A 20,482-nucleotide genomic window follows, 5' to 3' on the forward strand; every position below is an offset into this window, starting at 1 on the left:
AAGTTATCTGAGATAGCTTCTTTTCTTTTCGAATAAATAGATGAATCTAAAAATAAGGGGGACAAAACGATATTAACGGCATTAGATGAACAAGGGCATATTATCTCGCTCCTGGAGCGATTGCCTACGGCCAAAACATTTTTTTGTCCGGCTTGCCATAGTCCACTTCGTTTGAAAAATGGTCACTTTAAAAGACCTCACTTTGCCCACGTGACCCTTAAGCACTGCTCAGTTTATGGTGAGAATGAGTCAGCACAGCATCTGTCTCTGAAGGCTAGCTTATACCATAATTTGAGTCAGACACAAAAGGTAGTTATAGAGCAGTATATCCCATCGCTTAATCAAGTGGCCGATTTACTGGTTAATGATTGCCTAGCACTTGAAGTTCAACTGAGTTCTATGTCTTTTCTAGCCTTAGCTAAAAGGACAAAGTCCTATCAAGAACAGGGATATCAGGTTCGTTGGCTTTTGGGAGAGAAACTCTGGTTAAAAAAACGGTTAACAACCTTGCAAAAACAGTTTCTTTATTTTTCTTGGACGATGGGTTTTCACTTATGGGAAATCGATGAGAAAAGGGCTGAGTTACGATTACAATACATGATCCATGAAGATTTGTTTGGCAAAGTAGTCTATTTAACCAAGACATGTTCATTCAATCAGGATATTATGACTTTTCTTAGAAGCCCTTACCAAAAACAATTATTGAAATTGTCACAAAAGATGGATACTAAACTACTAGAGAAGATACAAAAAGCTCTTTTTATGAAAAATACAAGGTGGCTGCAACAGCAAGAAGAAGCCTACTTAAAAGGTGATAATATCTTAAGCTGGCCTGTGACGCGCTTTTTCCCGCAATTTCATCCAATTACTTCTGAACAGGGATTTCTCCAAATTCAAGATGATCTGTCAGTTTATTACAAATCATTTGAAAGATATTATAAAAAAGAGCCCAATAAGAGGGTGCAAACGCATTTTTCTCCTCTTTATTATGGTAAAATGGAAAAGAATAGAAATTAGGAGGAACTTATGTCAGATAATCGTAGTCACTTAGAAGAAAAATACACTTGGGATTTAAGTACCATTTTTGCGACAGATGACCTTTGGGAGCAAGAAATTGCTGATTTGGCAAAGGTTATTGACCAATCCAAAGCATTTGCGGGCCACTTGTTGGATTCTGCTAGTAAACTGCTAGAAATTACAGAAGCTTATCTAGAACTTTCTAGACGCATTGAAACAGTATATGTTTATGCTCACATGAAAAACGACCAAGATACAACTGTCGCCAAATATCAGGAGTACCAGGCAAAAGCATCTGGTTTGTATGCTAAATTTAGCGAAGTCTTTTCCTTTTATGAGCCTGAATTTATGACCTTGAATGAGGAAACTTATCAGGCATTTCTTGAGGAAGAGGATGGCTTATCAGCTTATGCTCATTTCTTTGATAAGTTATTTAAAGCGCGTGAACATGTTTTATCTCAAGCAGAAGAAGAACTTCTTGCAGGTGCACAGGAAATTTTTAATGGTGCCGAAGAAACCTTCAGTATTTTGGATAATGCAGACTTAATTTTCCCAACTGTCACAAGTGATAAGGGTGAGGAAATTGAGTTAACTCATGGCAATTTCATTAGTTTAATGGAATCTAAAAATCGTCAAGTCCGTCAAGCAGCTTATGAAGCAATGTATAGTACTTATGAGCAATTCCAACATACTTATGCCAAGACTCTTCAAACCAATGTTAAGGTTCAAAATTATAAGGCGCGTGTTCATAAATACGATTCTGCCAGACAAGCAGCCATGTCTGCCAACTTTATTCCAGAAGCTGTTTACGACACTCTTTTAGAAACGGTCAATAAAAACCTACCTTTACTACATCGCTATCTGAGACTTCGTCAAGATGTTTTAGGATTAGACGAGTTGAAAATGTATGATGTCTACACACCATTATCAGAAATAGATTTGGCGATTGGTTACGACCAAGCTTTGGAAAAATCTGAAAAAGTCTTAGCTGTTTTTGGTAAAGATTATGCGGATCGTGTTCACTGTACTTTTTCTGAGCGTTGGATTGATGTGCATGTTAATAAAGGAAAACGTTCAGGAGCTTATTCAGGTGGATCTTATGATACCAATGCTTTCATGTTATTGAATTGGCAGGATACTCTAGATAATTTGTATACCCTTGTACATGAAACAGGACACAGCTTGCACTCAACCTTTACGCGTGAAACGCAACCTTATGTCTATGGCGACTATAGTATTTTCTTAGCTGAAATTGCATCAACAACAAACGAAAATATTATGACAGAAGCCCTTCTACAAGAAGTTCAAGATGACAAAGAGCGCTTTGCTATTTTGAATCATTACCTAGATGGCTTTAGAGGAACCGTTTTCCGTCAAACGCAGTTTGCTGAATTTGAGCATGCTATTCATAAAGCAGACCAAGAGGGTCAAGTATTGACAAGTGAATTTTTAAATCACTTGTATGCTTCTTTGAATGAAAAATATTATGGCTTAAGTAAAGAGGACAACCATTTCATTCAGTATGAGTGGGCTCGTATTCCCCATTTCTACTACAACTATTATGTTTATCAGTATGCAACAGGATTTGCGGCTGCAAGTTATTTAGCAGATAAAATTGTTCATGGCAGTCAAGAAGATATCGACAACTACTTAACTTACCTCAAAGCAGGAAATTCTGATTACCCACTTGAAGTTATTGCTAAAGCAGGTGTTGACATGGCAAAAGGTGACTACCTAGAAGCAGCCTTTAAGGTCTTTGAAGAACGCTTAACAGAATTAGAAGCGCTTGTTACAAAAGGTGTTCATCACTAATTCACATTTGAATTCAACTGAGAGATAGCAAAATGCTGTCTCTTTTTGATAAGACTAATCATCTCAAAAAGGAGTTGACAATGAAAACGATTCGTCGATTAAGGCTGTCAGATCAGTCAGCTTTTCAAGAATTTCAATCAGCTTTATTAACGGAAAATCAAAATGGTAATGGTTTTGTAGAAGTAAAAGAAATCAGTGATTTTCCAGCTTTTCTTGCCAAGCTAAACCGTTCAGAGTACCAGACAGATAATCCTGACTGGTCAACGGCTACCCATTATTATTATTTTTTAAATGATGTTATTGTAGCTAAAATTAGCTGTCGTTGGCAAATTGATAAAGGAGACTTGCTCTTATATGGGGGACATATTGGTTTTGTAACGCATCCCGAGTATCGCAGACAAGGTATCATGAGAGAACTGTTAGTATATGCCTTGAAGCAGTACTCAGAGCGTGCTATCGAGAAAGTACTAATTACAGCAAATGTGAGAAATAGCCCAAGTCGTCAAACTATTGAAAATATAGGAGGTGTTTTTGAAAATAGCCTAAAGGTTCCTGATGATTATTCACAAAGCAGGATGGCAGGACAGGAAATCGCTAGATATTGGGTTGCTAGCAAAAGATAAAGTTCGAATTTTAATCTTTGAGCATACTTTTTGACACTAAGTGAGTTTTTTATAAACTAAAAACCTAACATTTTTTGTAAATTATATGATTAATATTCGTATATAGAAAAAGGGGTTTTTGTGAAAAAACAAATCGTTGCCTAGTTGCCTTCTCAGGTGTGACGCTTCATCTGGTTTTGGGATCAACTTATGCATGGAGTGTTTACCGCAATCCGATTATGGCGGAGACAGGTTGGGAGCAATCTTCGGTTGCATTGGCTTTTTCATTGGCTATTTTTTGCCTAGGTATGTCAGCAGCCTTTATGGGCAGATTGATTGAAAAGTTTGGTCCTCGCATGATGGGAACCATTTCAGCCATTCTCTATGGTAGCGGAAACCTCTTAACAGGTTTGGCTATTGCTAATCATCAACTTTGGCTGCTCTATCTTGGTTACGGTCTTCTTGGAGGTTTAGGTCTTGGTGCAGGCTATATTGCTCCTGTTCCGACTATCATTAAATGGTTTCCAGATAAGCGAGGGCTTGCTACTGGATTAGCGATCATGGGTTTTGGATTTGCTTCCTTACTGACTAGTCCAATTGCTCAATTTTTAATGTCTAAACAAGGGGTAGTGCAAACATTTTATATTTTAGGAATAGCTTACTTTCTGATTATGATTATTGCTGCCTAAGGTATTAAAAGGCCTACACTGGAAGAGCAAGAAGCCTTAGCGGCAAAAAGCAAGAGTGGTCAAAAGATTGATATGACAAAAGGTATGACAGCTAACCAAGCTATCAAAACTCAAGAATTTTATCTTTTGTGGTTTATGATGTTTGTCAATGTTGCCTGTGGTCTTGGCCTAATCTCAGCCGTTGCTCCAATGGCACAAGATTTAGCTAATATGTCAGCAGAAGCTGCAGCAGTTATTGTTGGTATTATGGGGATTTTCAATGGTTTTGGAAGACTGTTATGGGCAGGTTTATCTGATTATATTGGACGACCATTGACTTTCGTTTTACTCTTTATTGTTAATATTGTGATGATAGCAGGACTTTTAGTCTTCAAAGCACCAGTCTTATTTGTCCTTGTAATGGCTATTTTGATGACTTGTTACGGGGCTGGTTTCTCTTTAATTCCTCCTTATTTGAGTGATGTTTTTGGAGCCAAAGAATTAGCAAGTCTTCATGGCTATATTTTAACCTCAGGGGCAGTTTCTGCATTAGTTGGTCCCATGTTATTAGCCTTTATTTTAGACTTAACACAGAGTTATACTATTATTTTGGTGGTCTTTATCCTCTTGCATACGGCAGCCTTAGGGGTTTCTTTATACCTTAGACAGAAATTACAAGCTAAAGATAAGCTACCACTTTAATAACATGCATTTCCATAAACTCTTACAGCTCTTGTAAGAGTTTTTATAGTGACCTTTTGGGTTAAAATCAGACAAGAAATAAAGAATAAAGTCGCCTACTGTCGCTATTCTTGACACTCGATAAGAGTCTATGATATGCTACTTTCATGGTTAAATCATATAGTAAAAATGCAAATCATGATATGCGACGTCCGGTAGTTAAGGAAGAAATTCTTTCTTTCATGCGAACACAACAAGAGCAAAATTCAGGATTTTTAGCAGAATTAGAAGCATTTGCGAGACAAGAAAATATTCCGATTATTCAACATGAAGTTGTGGCTTATTTTAGATTATTATTACAGAGCTTACAACCCAAAAAGATTCTTGAAATAGGGACAGCCATAGGGTTCTCAGCCTTACTGATGGCAGAAAATGCACCTGATGCTCAGGTTATCACCATTGATCGGAATCCCGAAATGATTGGTTTTGCGAAAGACAATTTTGCCAAGTATGATAGTAGACATCAAATTACTTTACTTGAGGGTGATGCTGTTGATCTCTTGGCAGAGTTAGAAGATGATTTTGATTTTGTCTTTATGGACTCAGCTAAATCTAAATATATTGTTTTCTTACCAGAAGTCTTGAAGCGCTTAAAAGTGGGTGGTTTAATTGTTTTTGATGATATCTTTCAAGGTGGAGATATTGTTAAACCCATTGAAGAGGTTCGCCGTGGACAACGAACCATTTATCGTGGCTTGCAAGCGCTGTTTGAGGCAACGCTTGATCATCCTGGCTTGACCGCAAGCCTTTTACCCCTAAGTGATGGCTTGCTGATGATTCGCAAAAATCAAGAGAATATTATCCTGTCAGATTAAGATAAGTTTAAGAAATTATGATATAATATACTGGTTAATGAAAAAAGGAGCTCTTAATACGATGAAAAAAACAAACAAACTGCTTGTTGGAATTGTGACATTGGCTTCAGTAGTCACTCTAGCAGCCTGTAATTCAACAAGTAACAATACAAACGTTATCACAATGAAAGGTGATACCATTACTGTCAGCGATTTTTTTAATGAAGCTAAACACTCAACGACTTCTCAACAAACCATGTTAAACTTAGTCTTGACTCGTGTCTTTGAGGCTCAATATGGTAAAAAAGTTTCTAATAAAGAAGTCGATAAAGCCTATAACAAAACAGCTGAACAATATGGCTCATCATTTTCAAATGCCCTTGCAGGAGCTGGTTTAACACCAGAATCTTACAAAGGTCAAATCAGAACAACAATGTTGGTAGAGTATGCTGTTAAGGAAATGGCTAAAAAAGACTTGACAGAGGCAAATTATAAAAAAGCCTTTGAAGCTTACAGTCCTAAAATGACAACTCAAGTTATTACGTTAGATAGTGAAGAAGCTGCGAAAACAGTCTTAGGTGAAGCAAAGACAGAAGGTGCTGATTTTGCTGCTATTGCTAAAGAAAAAACAACAGCTGCGGATAAAAAAATTGACTATAGCTTTGATTCAGGCTCATCTATTCTTACAGCTGATGTGATTAAAGCTGCAACAGGACTCAAAGAAGGCGATGTTTCAGAAGTGATTTCTGTTTTAGACCCAGCAACTTATCAAAGTAAGTTCTACATTGTCAAAGTGACTAAGAAAGCTGAAAAGAAATCTGACTGGAAACACTATAAAAAACGTCTCAAAGATATTATCTTAGATGAGAAAACAAAAGACACTAACTTCCAAAACAAAGTGATTGCAAAAGAACTAGACAAGGCTAACGTTAAAATTAAAGATCAAGCTTTTGCTAATATCTTGGCGCAATATGCAAGCACTGATAAGTCAGGACAAACTGGTAAAGATAAAAATGGGACTAAGTCAGATGTAGCTCCAGCTGAAACACCAGAAACTGGTGATGCTCCAGCACCATCTGAGGAAGCACCTGCTTCAGAGCCAGCTGCAGAATAAAGGATTTTTGTTGACTAATCTCAAAAAAAATCTTATAATAATTTAGTTAAGAATTGTTTATCAAGAGATGAGAATCAGAAAAATGACGGTTGCTGCGAGTCACGGATCATCAGATAGATATGCTACTTAACTTCAATACTTTAATGATAGACTAATAAGAATGACAAGTTCATTGAATAGAGGTGGTACCGCGGTTTTCGCCCTCTGTCAGATGAGCTTGTCTTTTATTTACTAGCATGGTCTTGGACTCTTTAGAGTTTAGGGATAACGATTGAAGTAAATGGTAATCTTCTTATTAACACTGTGAAAGGAATTAGATACGGGTAAGTTCAGGCTCAAAAGTCTCAACTTAGTCGTTCTTGGTATCTTATTTATGAAACAACTCACTTCAGCGGAAATTCGTCAAATGTGGTTAGACTTTTGGAAATCCAAAGGTCACTCGGTAGAACCATCTGCTAATCTTGTACCGGTTAACGATCCAACCTTACTTTGGATCAACTCTGGTGTAGCTACCCTGAAAAAATATTTTGATGGGTCTGTTATTCCTGAAAATCCACGTATTACCAATGCGCAAAAATCCATTCGTACCAACGATATTGAAAATGTTGGGAAAACAGCACGTCATCATACCATGTTTGAGATGTTGGGAAATTTCTCCATCGGGGACTATTTCCGTGATGAGGCTATTGAATGGGGATTTGAGCTTTTAACTAGTCCAGAATGGTTTGATTTTCCAAAAGAAAAACTTTATATGACTTATTATCCAGAGGATAAGGACTCTTATAACCGTTGGTTAGCTCTTGGGGTAGAGCCAAGTCATTTGATCCCTCTAGAAGAGAACTTCTGGGAAATTGGTGCAGGTCCTTCAGGACCGGATACGGAAATTTTCTTTGACCGCGGTGAGGACTTTGATCCAGAAAATATTGGTATTCGTTTACTAGAAGAAGATTTGGAAAATGACCGCTACATTGAGATTTGGAACATTGTTTTATCTCAGTTTAATGCAGATCCAGCCGTTCCTCGATCAGAATACAAAGAATTACCAAACAAAAATATTGATACGGGTGCTGGACTTGAGCGCTTAGTTGCGGTGATGCAAGGAGCCAAAACAAACTTTGAAACCGATTTGTTTATGCCAATCATTCAAGAAGTTGAAAAGCTTTCAGGCCAGACTTATGACCCAGATGGCGACAATATGAGCTTCAAGGTTATTGCTGACCATATTCGTGCACTATCCTTTGCTATTGGTGACGGTGCCCTTCCAGGAAATGAAGGTCGTGGCTACGTGCTTCGTCGTTTGCTTCGTCGTGCGGTCATGCATGGCCGTCGTTTAGGAATTACTAAGAGTTTCTTATACCAACTAGTTGATGTCGTTGGCCATATTATGGAATCTTATTATCCAGAAATTTTGGAGAAAAAAGACTTCATTGAAAAAATTGTGAAGCGTGAAGAAGAGACCTTTGCGCGCACCATTGATGCCGGTTCTGGTCATTTAGATGAGTTATTGCAAGCCTTAAAAGCAGCAGGTAAAGATACACTTGAAGGTAAAGATATCTTCAAACTTTATGATACTTATGGATTCCCAGTAGAGTTAACCGAGGAAATGGCTGAAGATGCTGGTTATAAGATTGACCATGAAGGCTTCAAGGCTGCTATGGAAGAGCAACAAGATCGTGCCCGTGCAGCTGTTGTCAAAGGTGGTTCAATGGGGATGCAAAATGAAACCCTCGCTGGAATCACGGAACCTTCTGAGTTCTCTTATGAAGAGGAAAGCTTAGAAGCTAAGTTGTCAGTTATTGTTGTTGACAACGAACGCAGTGATATGGTTTCAGAAGGACAAGCTCTTCTTGTCTTTGATAAAACACCTTTTTATGCCGAAATGGGAGGACAAGTTTCTGACCATGGTGTCATCAAAAATGACAAAGGTGATATTGTAGCTAAGGTTATTGACGTTCAAAAAGCACCAAACGGCCAAACTTTACATACAGTAGAAGTACTGGCTAGTCTTTCACTAGGAACGCTTTATACCTTAGATATCGATCACAAACGTCGCTATGCAGTTGAAAAGAATCATACTGCCACTCACTTGCTCCACGCAGCGCTTCACAATATCATTGGTGAACACGCCACACAAGCAGGCTCCCTAAATGAAGAAACATTCTTACGATTTGACTTTACACATTTTGAAGCTGTTACAGCTGAAGAGCTTCGTCGTATTGAAGAAGAAGTGAACCAACAAATCTGGAATGCTATTTCGGTTAAAACCGTTGAAACTGATGTGGATACCGCAAAATCAATGGGCGCGATGGCTCTCTTTGGTGAAAAATATGGAAAAACGGTTCGTGTTGTAACCATTGGAGACTATTCTATTGAATTATGTGGGGGAACTCATTTAGCTAACACTTCTGAGATTGGACTTTTCAAGATTGTTAAAGAAGAAGGTATCGGTTCAGGTACAAGACGTATCTTGGCTCTTACTGGAAAAGAAGCTTTTGAAGCTTATCGCAAACAAGAAGCTTTCCTAAAAGAGGTAGCTAGAACCTTGAAAGCTCCTCAAGTAGAGCAAGTTCCAGCTAAAGTCATTAGCCTTAGTGAAACAGTCCGTGACCTTCAAAAAGAAGTGGCTGAATTAAAAGAAAAAGCAGCAGCAGCTCAAGCAGGAGATGTTTTCAAAGATGTCAAAGAAGCAAATGGCGTATCCTACATTGCGACTCAAGTCTCAGTGTCAGATGCGGGTGCTCTTCGTACTTTTGCTGATAACTGGAAACAAAAAGACTATTCAGATCTTTTAGTGTTAGTAGCAGCTATTGGTGACGAGGTAAATGTCTTAGTAGCAAGCAAATCTAAAGCAATCCATGCTGGTAATATGATTAAAGAACTGGCACCGATTGTTTCAGGCCGTGGTGGTGGTAAACCAGATATGGCTATGGCCGGAGGCTCTGATGCCAATAAAATAGAAGAACTCTTATTAGCAGTTCCAGAAAAATTGTAAAAGACTAAAAACCAAATAAGAGCTAGAGATGGTATCAATCAGACACAACTAGCTAAGTTGGCCGGAGTTTCACGTCAGACTATTAGTCTAATTGAACGAAATGAGTATACGCCTTCAGTAAAGAGGTCGGATTTTAATGAGATTAGCCAAACAGTTAGGACTTGGTGCTTTAATTGGTTCGATTGTTGGGATTCTAGTAGGTATTTTAGCCGTCGACTTGGATGGCTTTCAACAAGCATTTCCTTTTGATTTATCTCAGCTCACAAGCTCTATTATTTGGATAAATCGTCTGGTATTGATGCTATCCTTCTTAGCGACTCTTTATTACAGTTTTCAAGTTTTGAAGCTATATAAAAGTCACCAAAATAAGATTGATGACTTGCCAGATAGTATTTACCGGTCTTTAAATCTCAAGCATAGCTATGCCATTACCTTTAATGGCATATCATGTGTTTTAGCTCTGCAAGAGTTTCTTTTGGGAAGTAAACTCATATTTAAGTCGTCTGGTTTGGAGATGACCATATATATCTATGCCGTATTCACCTTGCTTAGCTGCGCTTTGATTCAGATGTATCTACTAAAGCTTTATAATCGTATTCGTGGTCTGAATGTTACTCTTTTACCCACTCTGAAGGAATTGAAAGAGAATGTTTTGCAACAAGACGAAGCCGAGCTAACAGCTAATTACAAAATCAGTTTTGATATTGTCATGACGCTTAGCGGCCTTATTTTACCAAGTATTTATGTGATTTTGTTTTTCTTATCTATCGTTTTACAAGAAGTGCAACTAACCGCTATTCTTATTACAGTAGGTATCCATCTTTATATTATCTTTAAACAATTTCAGATGGCACGCGACTTTTTTAAATAAAGTAAATGAGGTATTAGGATGACAACTATTTTAAAAGGATTGAAACTTATTTTATTAATGGGCTTCCGATGTTATTGTTACAAAAGCAAGCAGAACTCCCTCTGGTTTGGAAGTGGATTTTGGGATTGGCTTATCTCGTTTTAGTGGGGGCTAGTCTTATGGTTCTTTGGAGACGCTTCAGAACAAAAGAAGTTAAAGTAACATTACATTTCTCGTTTACATGGAAGGATTTAGCTTATTTGGGCTTGTTCTGGTTATCAGCTCGAGTTATAGCTATTGTAGGAACACTTTTAAATCAAGCTATCTCTGGTCAAGAAACAACCGCAAATGATGCCGGTCTACAAGTATTAGCTCATTTTATGACAGGTGGTTTCCCTTTGTTTAGCTTACTTTATTTTCTAGTGATTGCCTTCATCGCACCGATCATGGAGGAGCTAGCCTTTAGAGGTTACCCGACTTTAGATTTGTTTAAGGGTCAATTTAATGTATGGGCAGCCATAGTAACCTTAGTTATATTTTCCTTACCACATGCGACCAATGCTGTTGAGTTTATAACCTATGCTGGTATGGGAGTTTTACTCTATCTGGCTTATCGTCGTAGAGGAAATCTTCTTGATTCTATTTTTCTTCATATCCTTAATAATTTACCTGCAGCAATCTATCTATTACTAATCAGTTTAACCTAAAAAGGTTCGGTCATTATTAGGACCGAACCTTTTTAGGTATTATCAGTAGTCGTTGCTGTAAGTACTTTTGAAGCAAGAAAGCCGTTAAGCTGGCTACTAAAATAGGAATAAGAGTTGTTAGGGATTGTCCTGTAATTTCAATTAGAAAAAGAGGAGCAGCTAAGAACATATCATTAATAATACCTAGAAAAAGACTTGCGCCAATGATAATTGCTAGCACGGGTGAGATGTCAAAACCTAAAAAGTGATTACTAAAACTAGCAAGTAGTAGTCCGCAGGCTCCTCCAAGCATCATAGAAGGAGCGATTTTGCCTCCTTTTGCCCCAGAGTAAATGACCAGGTAAATGGCTAAACTTTTGGCGAGAAAGAGTGAGAAAATATAAGAAAGATGACTTTCTTCATGAAGAAAGAAGAGTAGGCCAGCTTTTCCATTTCCTAAAATCTGAGGGAAAAAAATACTTAATAGGGCGATGACAGCAAATGAAAGAAAAACACGATAGATAAAGAGAATGTTTTTAAGATTTCTTTTTGGGAGAGTGACCAATAATTGACGATAGTTTGAATAGGTTACACTAAACTAGACAGAATTTATAAAGTGTTCTACACTAAAGAAAATAGGAGAATATTATGTCTAGAAAAATACGTCGCCACTTCACCGATGACTTTAAGCAACAAATCGTTGACCTTCACAATGCAGGGATGAAACGAAGTGAGCTTATCAAAGAATATGAGTTAACCCCATCAACCTTCGATAAGTGGGTACGTCAGGCTAAAACAACTGGTTCCTTTAAAACTATTGATAATCTTACAGATGAGCAGCGTGAACTGATTGAACTCCGAAAGCGTAATAAAGAACTCGAAATGCAGTTAGATATCCTAAAGCAAGCGGCGGTGATTATGGCACGAAAAGAGAAGTAATCACTGCTAATAAAGACAAATATAGCATTTCAGCCATGTGTCGTTGGTTGAACATTCCTCGTTCTAGCTATTACTACAAGGCTGTTAAACCAGTCTCTGAAGCGGAACTTGAAGAAAATATCAAAGCTATTTTTCTCGAAAGTAAGGCCAGATACGGGGCTAGGAAAATCAAGAAATGTTTGGAAAATGAAGGCATCCAGCTGTCTCGTCGTCGGATTCGTCGCATCATGCACAAACTCAACTTAGTATCCGTTTATCAGAAAGCAGCCTTCAAGCCACATTCAAAAGGGAAGAATGTGGCAGCTATTCCTAATCACTTAGCCAGACAATTTCATCAAGAAAAGCCTCTAAATGCTTTAGTAACAGACTTAACCTACGTTCGTGTCGGTAATAGCTGGGCTTATGTTTGCTTGATTATTGATCTCTTCAATCGTGAAATCATCGGTTTGTCAGTTGGTTGGCATAAGACCGCCGAATTGGTTAAACAAGCGATTCAGAGCATCCCTTACGCTCTGACCAAGGTCAAGATCTTCCATTCTGATCGTGGGAAGGAGTTTGATAATCAGCTGATTGATGACATGTTGGAAGCTTTTGGAATCAATCGTTCTCTAAGCCAAGCAGGCTGTCCCTATGACAATGCGGTAGCTGAGAGCACCTATCGCGCTTTCAAAATTGAATTTATTCATCAAGAAACCTTTCAGTCACTGGAAGAATTAATCCTTAAAACGAAAGATTATGTGCACTGGTGGAATTACTATCGCATTCATGGCAGTCTCAACTACCAGACACCCATGACATGGAGATTAATTGCTTAAAGAAAAAAGCACTTTATAAATGTTGTACAGAAAAGTGTTGCCTTTTCAGTTAATGGCTATAAGTGTGATAAGTGCTCCAGCCAATATAGCCCAAAGGAGACTTGATATGGACCAGTTTTGCTGTGGCATTAGATACTGAATATGATGATCACCGCTTAAGAAGGCAACCATTTCAACAGCTACAAAACTACAAATTGTAGCGGCGTGCATGCTCTGAAAGACCATTTCTTCAAAATCGTAGCTAAGATAAAGATAATTGTGGCTAATGGGGCATTATAAACAGCTCCTAAGGCTGCGCCAGAAGAACAGGCTAACAGAAGTCTTTGGTCTTTTGGGGTAATTTTTAAGTGTTGGGTCCATAAGGCAGTTATGGCGAGCGATACCTCACGAGCAGCCCCCTCACGCCCCACGGGGGCTCCCATAGAAACAGTGATTAATTGTAACCAACCGTGCCAAAATTGTGACCATGGACAAAAATCCCTTTTAAAGGCCAGTTTTTCTTGGATGGATTGTGTTGGTTTGGCATATTTCGCCAGAAGGTGCCATCCCATCTCAGCAACTAAACCCGCAGCTAAGAGTGAGTACACGCGCCGTTGAGGAGAAATACTAGCAATTATGGTACTAAAGGATCCTTGACGGTAGCCAAAACTCATCATTTGAATCACATGGATGATTTCTGTTAAGACGTAGGCTACAATACCTGCCGTTAAACCTGTTAATATTAATAAAATGGATAAGGTAAACCATCGTTTTAGAGCTTCTATCGTAAGCTCTATTATATCAAAAGAGAAGCAAAGAAACTAAAAAGACACTTTTCAAGACAGACGCGTTTAGTCTATTTTGAAAGAGTGTCAAAAAGATTATTTTAAAAGCACAAAGAAATGATAAGTCGTAATGACAATTCTTATTAGAAATGACCTAAAGGAATGCTAGTAGATAGGTATTTCCGACCATTTTAGGTTTTTCTCACCCTTCTATTCCGAAATCATAATCAGAATCAGTCATCGCTTCCACAGAACCGAGAAGGTATCCGTTACCTACCTGTGAGAAAAAGTCATGGTTGGATGTTCCTGTTGAGATACCATTCATGACAATTGGGTTGACATCATTTGCGGTATCTGGAAATAGAGGATCTTGGCCTAAGTTCATCAAGGCTTTATTTGCGTTGTAACGTAAGAAGGTCATCACTTCCTCAGTCCACCCAACCCCATCATAGAGGTTTTGGGTATATTTCTCTTCATTTTCGTACAATTGATAAAGAAGATCATACATCCAATCACGCATTTCCATTTGTTCATTTTCAGATAATTCATTAAATCCGATTTGGAATTTGTAACCAATGTAGGTTCCGTGAACAGATTCATCACGGATGATTAATTTGATAATTTCAGCCACATTAGCTAGTTTATTATTTCCTAGGTAATACAGAGGTGTAAAGAAGCCTGAGTAAAAAAGGAATGTTTCTAGATATGTTGAAGTAACTTTCTTTTGTAAGGCATCGCCATTTTCATAGATATCGTTGATGATACGAGCTTTTTCTTGTAAGAATTCGTTGTTGTTGGTCCACTCAAAAATCTCTTCAATTTCTTTTTTGGTGTTCAGTGTCGAAAAAATGGATGAATATGATTTAGCGTGGACAGATTCCATGAATTGAATGTTATTGAGAACAGCTTCCTCATGCGGAGTACGGACATCTTGACGTATGGCCTCAACTCCAGACTCAGACTGCATGGTATCAAGTAATGTCAAACCACCAAAAACCTTGCCGACAAGGTCTTTTTCGGTGGCAGAAAGTTTGCGCCAATCGTCTAAGTCATTGGATAAAGGAATACGTGTGTCAAGCCAAAATTGCTCGGTCAACTTTTCCCAAGTTGACTTGTCAATCACATCTTCAATTTCGTTCCAGTTAATGGCTGAGTAATATGTAGTCATAGTTTTCTCCAGTAGGCAGTAGGTTTTATGATATAATGATGATAATGGGGGGTAACAAGATAGATTTGATTCTTGAAGTACTACTAACTGCTATTTTCACGGACTCCGAAGAACTTTTAGAGCTTTCTGAGTCTAAGAAAGCTTCTAAAAGTTGGTGGCGGTGGATTAGTTATAGTATAGTGGCTTTATGGGTGGCTTTTGCTATTTTTTTACTAGTTGTATCAATAGAATCGATTAATCTAATTATTTTTAATAGACAAGAAGCAAAATCAATTTTAGAGCTAGTCGCTATTAGCTTTGTTTTTTGGTTTTTAACCCTTTTTTGGTTTTATAAAACCTATTGTTTATATTTAAAAATAAAAGTAGTCTATAAGAATTCTAAAATATAAAGTAACACCTAGAGAGACCGGAAATAGAATTTTTCCGGTCTTTTTGGGTGTCACGTTGAACAACGTGATTAAATTTCCTAGGAGTAAGTCTAGACTGTTCAAGCTAGCTAAGCTATCCGAAATAGCGTTTAGTCGAGCTTTAATGGGGCATAGTCTCAATCGTAGTAAAAATGTTACGAAGTTAGTAAGTGGTCTAGGCAGATCGCCTAAAGCGACTGCCCTAGAAGTAATAGATGCTTTAGCATCCTTACTTCTTAACCAATTAAATTACACAGCTTTCACATTGGTTTGCGCCGACTTCTTCACCATCGTCCGTAAAGGTACGAATATAGTAAATGGATTTGATCCCTTTGTTAAAGGCGTAATTACGAAGAATTGAAAGGTCACGTGTTGTTTGTTTACTTTCAGTTTTCCATTCATAAAGTTCCATAGGTAACTCACTACGTAAGAAGAGTGTTAGTGATAAACCTTGGTCAACGTGTTGTGTTGCAGCTGCATAAACATCAATAACTTTACGCATATCCATATCATAAGCAGATGTATAGTAAGGAATGGTATCCGTTGACAGACCATTTGCAGGATAGTAGATTTTACCAATTTTCTTCTCTTGACGTTCTTCAATTCTTTGTGTAATTGGGTGAATAGAAGCAGAGCAGTCATTAATATAAGAAATTGACCCATTAGGAGCGACAGCTAGACGGTTTTGATGATAGAGACCATCTTTTTGAACAGCCTGACGTAAAGCCTCCCAGTCTGATGCCTGAGGAATAAAATGATCCTTGAAGAGATCTTTAACTAAGTCAGAATGAGGAACAAATTGACCAGTCACATATTTATCAAAGTAGCTACCATCAGCATACTTTGATTTCTCAAAGCCAACAAAGCTTGTTTTTCGTTCACGAGCAATCTGATTAGACTCCACTAATGTCCAGTAATTCATTAGCATGAAGTAGATATCGGTAAATTCAATAGATTCAGGGCTACCGTATTCAATATGGTGCTGAGCTAAGTAAGAGTGTAGTCCCATAGCTCCTAGACCAAAGGTATGAGCTTGACTATTACCATTTTTAATGGTTGGCACAGCTTCAATACTAGAAGAGTCTGTAACAAAGGTCAGAGCACGTGTCATGGCTTTGATAGAGCGACCGAAGTCTGGAGAGGTCATCATATTAAGGACGTTCGTTGAGCCAAGGTTACATGAAATGTCTGTTCCCATTTGAACAAACTCTTGTGCATCATTAATCAGACTAGGTGTTTGAACCTGTAAAATCTCAGAACAAAGATTACTCATGATGATTTTCCCATCAACAGGATTGGCTTTATTGGCAGTATCGATATTAATGATATAAGGATAGCCTGATTCTTGCTGCAGTTTAGAAATTTCAGTTTCCAAATCACGTGCTTTAATTTTGGATTTGTTAATCTTTGGATTAGCCACTAATTCATCGTACATCTCGGTAATATTAATGTAGTTGAATGGGATACCGTATTCTTTTTCCACACTATAAGGGCTAAAGAGGTACATGTCTTCGTTATTACGAGCTAATTCATAAAACTTATCTGGTACTGTAATCCCAAGTGATAAGGTTTTAACACGTACTTTTTCATCAGCATTTTCTTTTTTGGTAGATAAAAAGGCAATGATGTCTGGATGGAAAACATCTAGATAGACAACACCTGCACCTTGACGTTGACCAAGTTGGTTAGAATAAGAGAAACTATCTTCGAACAATTTCATAACAGGAACAACACCTGAAGCTGTTCCAGCATACCCTTTAATAGGTGCACCCGCTTCACGTAGGTTAGAAAGAGTAATCCCAACACCACCACCAATTCTTGATAATTGGAGGGCTGAGTTAATTGATCGACCAATTGAGTTCATATCGTCAGTAACTTGAATAAGGAAACAAGAAACTAATTCACCACGACGACTACGACCGGCATTCAAAAATGAAGGAGTAGCTGGTTGGTAACGTTGGTTAATCATTTCAATGGCTAAATCTTTCGCCAATTCTTCATTGCCATCCGCGAAATAAAGCGCATTAAACATGACACGATCAGCCAAACTCTCTAAATAGTAATTCCCATCGTTGGTTTTTAGGGCATACTGTTGGTAAAATTTATAGGCAGCCATGAATGACTTAAACTCAAACTGTTCATTCTCGATAATAGCCGCTAAGTCTGCTATAAATTGAGGAGTATATTTTTGGATAAAGGCCGCTTCAATGTAATCATTTTCAAGTAAATAGGTAACCTTCTCATTAATAGAAGGGAATGTCGTAGTATTTGGAATAACATTTTCCTTGAAAAAAGCTTCCAAAGCCTCTCTATCTTTGTGGAGAGGAATATGACCGTTTATAGGACGGTTAATTTCGTTGTTTAAGCGAAAATAAGAGATATCGCCAAGATCTTTTAGACTCATAATAATCCTTATCTAATTAAATAATTTCTTTTAATTTGGCTGGTTGGAAACCAGAGAAGACCATGTTATCAGCTTCAATAATTGGAGCGGAGGTAAAACCAAGGCTTTTAACATAGTCAATTTTATCTACTTGTTCATCAATGTTAATCTCTTGGAAATCAGCTCCATGTTGCTCAAGGAACTTCTTGGTCATTTTGCATTGCATGCAGTTATTTTTGGAATAGACAGTAATCATTTCAGTTTCCCTCTTCTTGAAAGTTTCGTTCCAGTGGATGACTGGAAGTTCTTCTAATAGCATATAAAAATTAACTTTAAAAAGCAAGCTATTGGGCTATCTAAAAACACAATATCTTGTGCTTCTTTATCGAACTGTTACTAAATATAGTGTCGCAGCAAGCTTTCATGAGGTTTTCTTACATCTTCAAGGAACAGATTTTTTTAGAAGCATTATTTTTGTTTTAAAGGGTGTTTTAAGAATTCAAACAAAGAAGAAAAAGAGCTTGGGAATAAAATGAAAAATATAGGAAAGTATTTCAAGTTTTTTTCGCCCAAACACATTTAATCTTGAAAATAAAATAGCATTATGCTATAATCGGTTACTGTAAGGGTTATCAGCTGATGACCCAAATATACACAACTTACAAAGGAGAACTATACTATGGCTTCAAAAGACTTTCACATTGTTGCAGAAACAGGTATTCATGCACGCCCAGCGACTTTGCTTGTTCAAACAGCTAGTAAATTTGCTTCAGATATCACTCTTGACTACAAAGGTAAAGCAGTAAACCTTAAATCAATCATGGGTGTGATGAGTCTTGGTGTTGGTCAAGGTGCTGATGTGACTATCTCAGCTGAAGGCGCAGATGCTGAAGATGCTATCGCAGCTATCGAAGAAACTATGACTAAAGAAGGATTGGCATAAGACTATGACAGAAATGCTTAAAGGAATCGCAGCCTCTGACGGAGTTGCTGTTGCCGAAGCATATCTGCTAGTTCAGCCGGATTTGTCATTTGAGACTATTACAGTCGATGATACAAATGCAGAAGAAGCTCGCCTTGATGTTGCACTCCAAGCTTCACAAGACGAGCTTTCTGTTATCCGTGAAAAAGCAGTAGAAAGCTTAGGCGAAGAAGCAGCAGCAGTTTTTGATGCCCATTTGATGGTTCTTTCTGATCCAGAAATGATTAGCCAAATCAAAGAAACGATTCGTGCTAAACAAACTAACGCAGAAACTGGCTTAAAAGAAGTGACAGATATGTTCATCACTATCTTTGAAGGTATGGAAGATAATCCTTACATGCAAGAACGTGCAGCTGACATCCGAGATGTTGCTAAACGTGTCTTAGCACACCTTTTAGGGGTTAAACTACCAAATCCTGCTACCATTAATGAAGAATCAATCGTAATTGCGCATGACTTGACACCTTCTGACACTGCTCAGTTAAACAAGCAATTTGTTAAAGCATTTGTCACAAATATTGGTGGACGTACAAGTCATTCAGCTATTATGGCTCGTACCCTTGAAATTGCAGCTGTTCTAGGAACAAATGACATTACCAAACGTGTTAAAGACGGTGATCTTATTGCTGTTAATGGTATCACTGGAGAAGTCATTATTGATCCAAGTGAAGATCAAATCTTAGCTTTTAAAGAAGCAGGTGCTGCCTATGCTAAGCAAAAAGCAGAGTGGGCTTTACTTAAAGATGCTCATACAGAAACTGCAGACGGTAAACATTTTGAGTTAGCAGCAAATATTGGGACACCTAAAGATGTTGAGGGTGTCAATGATAATGGTGCGGAAGCTGTTGGACTTTACCGTACTGAGTTCCTTTACATGGATTCTCAAGACTTCCCAACTGAAGATGAGCAATATGAAGCTTACAAAGCTGTTCTTGAGGGAATGAATGGTAAACCAGTGGTTGTTCGTACTATGGATATCGGTGGCGATAAGGAACTTCCTTATTTCGATCTTCCAAAAGAAATGAACCCATTCTTAGGTTTCCGTGCACTTCGTATCTCAATCTCTGAGACAGGGGATACTATGTTCCGTACTCAAATGCGTGCTCTGTTACGTGCGTCAGTACATGGACAATTGCGTATCATGTTCCCTATGGTTGCCCTTCTCAAAGAATTCCGTGCAGCGAAGGCTGTCTTTGACGAAGAAAAAGCTAACTTATTAGCAGAAGGTGTCGCTGTTGCAGAAGATATCCAAGTGGGTATCATGATTGAAATCCCAGCAGCAGCTATGCTTGCAGACCAATTTGCAAAAGAAGTTGACTTCTTCTCAATCGGTACTAACGATTTGATTCAATACACAATGGCTGCTGACCGTATGAATGAGCAAGTGTCTTACCTTTACCAACCATATAACCCATCAATTCTACGTTTGATTAACAACGTTATCAAAGCAGCTCACGCTGAAGGTAAATGGGCAGGTATGTGTGGAGAGATGGCTGGTGATCAACAAGCTGTACCATTATTAGTAGGTATGGGCCTTGATGAATTTTCAATGTCAGCAACTTCAGTGCTTCGTACGCGTAGTTTAATGAAGAAATTAGATTCAGCAAAAATGGAAGAGTATGCTAACCGTGCTCTTACAGAATGTTCAACTGCAGAAGAAGTTCTTGAACTTGCTAAAGAATATCTTGTTGAAGCTTAATGTTTTAAAGAGTTGGTTTTAACCAACTCTTTTTGCTAGTTAAAAATAT

General features: G+C 38.0%; 16 protein-coding genes and 3 pseudogenes. 14 read left to right on the forward strand and 5 right to left on the reverse strand.

Annotation, left to right across the window (positions count from 1 at the left end; all coding sequences use genetic code 11):
• Positions 1-69 precede the first annotated feature (69 nt).
• The 10 genes and pseudogenes from STRIC_RS10890 (at position 70) to STRIC_RS10930 (ending at position 11,297) form a co-directional block, all read left to right on the forward strand.
• The gene (locus STRIC_RS10890; RefSeq protein ID WP_040832507.1) at positions 70-1,017 is read left to right on the forward strand and encodes a competence protein CoiA; all 948 of its coding nucleotides are present in this window, start codon (positions 70-72) and stop codon (positions 1,015-1,017) included.
• A 9-nt stretch (positions 1,018-1,026) separates the two neighbouring features.
• Positions 1,027-2,829: an oligoendopeptidase F gene (pepF, locus tag STRIC_RS10895; RefSeq protein WP_008090689.1), complete on the forward strand. Its 1,803-nt coding sequence runs from the start codon at positions 1,027-1,029 to the stop codon at positions 2,827-2,829.
• Positions 2,830-2,909: 80 nt separating this feature from the next.
• A complete protein-coding gene (locus STRIC_RS10900) occupies positions 2,910-3,452 on the forward strand; it encodes a GNAT family N-acetyltransferase (protein ID WP_040832510.1) in 543 nt (180 codons plus the stop codon).
• A gap of 92 nt (positions 3,453-3,544) precedes the next feature.
• Positions 3,545-4,801 (forward strand): annotated as a pseudogene (locus STRIC_RS12810) (L-lactate MFS transporter).
• 146 nt (positions 4,802-4,947) lie between these two features.
• Complete coding sequence (locus tag STRIC_RS10910) at positions 4,948-5,655, forward strand: O-methyltransferase (protein ID WP_008090719.1); 708 nt, start codon at positions 4,948-4,950, stop codon at positions 5,653-5,655.
• A 61-nt stretch (positions 5,656-5,716) separates the two neighbouring features.
• On the forward strand, positions 5,717-6,748 hold the full coding sequence (gene prsA / locus STRIC_RS10915; RefSeq protein ID WP_040832582.1) for a peptidylprolyl isomerase PrsA: 1,032 nt from the start codon (positions 5,717-5,719) through the stop codon (positions 6,746-6,748).
• Positions 6,749-7,121: 373 nt separating this feature from the next.
• Positions 7,122-9,740: an alanine--tRNA ligase gene (gene alaS, locus STRIC_RS10920; RefSeq protein WP_008090761.1), complete on the forward strand. Its 2,619-nt coding sequence runs from the start codon at positions 7,122-7,124 to the stop codon at positions 9,738-9,740.
• A 15-nt stretch (positions 9,741-9,755) separates the two neighbouring features.
• A pseudogene (locus tag STRIC_RS13105) lies at positions 9,756-9,860 on the forward strand (helix-turn-helix transcriptional regulator); the annotation flags it as partial.
• A gap of 16 nt (positions 9,861-9,876) precedes the next feature.
• Positions 9,877-10,611, forward strand: a complete 735-nt coding sequence (locus STRIC_RS10925; RefSeq protein ID WP_008090578.1) for a DUF3169 family protein — start codon at positions 9,877-9,879, stop codon at positions 10,609-10,611.
• Positions 10,612-10,679: 68 nt separating this feature from the next.
• A complete protein-coding gene (locus STRIC_RS10930) occupies positions 10,680-11,297 on the forward strand; it encodes a CPBP family intramembrane glutamic endopeptidase (RefSeq protein WP_008090727.1) in 618 nt (205 codons plus the stop codon).
• Between the two features lie 16 nt (positions 11,298-11,313).
• Here the strand turns inward: STRIC_RS10930 and STRIC_RS10935 are convergent, their stop codons facing one another.
• Complete coding sequence (locus tag STRIC_RS10935) at positions 11,314-11,841, reverse strand: chloride channel protein (protein ID WP_008090568.1); 528 nt, start codon at positions 11,839-11,841, stop codon at positions 11,314-11,316.
• Positions 11,842-11,924: 83 nt separating this feature from the next.
• Between STRIC_RS10935 and STRIC_RS10945 the strand changes: the two genes are divergently transcribed.
• Positions 11,925-13,030, forward strand: a protein-coding gene (locus STRIC_RS10945; RefSeq protein ID WP_156033624.1) for an IS3 family transposase whose coding sequence is annotated in 2 segments (ribosomal slippage) — positions 11,925-12,201 and positions 12,201-13,030 — 1,107 coding nt in all. Because the reading frame shifts where the segments join, the coding sequence is not laid out codon by codon here.
• A 54-nt stretch (positions 13,031-13,084) separates the two neighbouring features.
• Here STRIC_RS10945 and STRIC_RS10950 read toward each other — a convergent pair.
• Positions 13,085-13,809, reverse strand: a pseudogene (locus STRIC_RS10950) (chloride channel protein); the annotation flags it as partial.
• Positions 13,810-13,996: 187 nt separating this feature from the next.
• A complete protein-coding gene (nrdF, locus tag STRIC_RS10955; RefSeq protein WP_008090686.1) occupies positions 13,997-14,962 on the reverse strand; it encodes a class 1b ribonucleoside-diphosphate reductase subunit beta in 966 nt (321 codons plus the stop codon).
• A gap of 44 nt (positions 14,963-15,006) precedes the next feature.
• On the opposite strand from nrdF, the gene STRIC_RS10960 reads away from it, so the two are divergent.
• Positions 15,007-15,351, forward strand: coding sequence for a hypothetical protein (locus STRIC_RS10960; RefSeq protein ID WP_008090782.1), 345 nt, complete (start codon positions 15,007-15,009; stop codon positions 15,349-15,351).
• A 262-nt stretch (positions 15,352-15,613) separates the two neighbouring features.
• Here the strand turns inward: STRIC_RS10960 and nrdE are convergent, their stop codons facing one another.
• Positions 15,614-17,773, reverse strand: coding sequence for a class 1b ribonucleoside-diphosphate reductase subunit alpha (nrdE, locus tag STRIC_RS10965; RefSeq protein WP_008090546.1), 2,160 nt, complete (start codon positions 17,771-17,773; stop codon positions 15,614-15,616).
• Positions 17,774-17,789: 16 nt separating this feature from the next.
• A complete protein-coding gene (gene nrdH / locus STRIC_RS10970; RefSeq protein WP_008090820.1) occupies positions 17,790-18,008 on the reverse strand; it encodes a glutaredoxin-like protein NrdH in 219 nt (72 codons plus the stop codon).
• Positions 18,009-18,431: 423 nt separating this feature from the next.
• Between nrdH and STRIC_RS10980 the strand changes: the two genes are divergently transcribed.
• Positions 18,432-18,695 carry a phosphocarrier protein HPr gene (locus STRIC_RS10980; RefSeq protein ID WP_002984031.1) on the forward strand — a complete coding sequence of 88 codons (264 nt, stop codon included), beginning with the start codon at positions 18,432-18,434 and terminating at the stop codon, positions 18,693-18,695.
• A gap of 4 nt (positions 18,696-18,699) precedes the next feature.
• A complete protein-coding gene (gene ptsP, locus STRIC_RS10985) occupies positions 18,700-20,433 on the forward strand; it encodes a phosphoenolpyruvate--protein phosphotransferase (protein WP_008090810.1) in 1,734 nt (577 codons plus the stop codon).
• Positions 20,434-20,482 lie beyond the last annotated feature (49 nt).

This window comes from Streptococcus ictaluri 707-05 (genome assembly GCF_000188015.2).
Classification (GTDB): Bacteria; Bacillota; Bacilli; order Lactobacillales; family Streptococcaceae; genus Streptococcus; species Streptococcus ictaluri.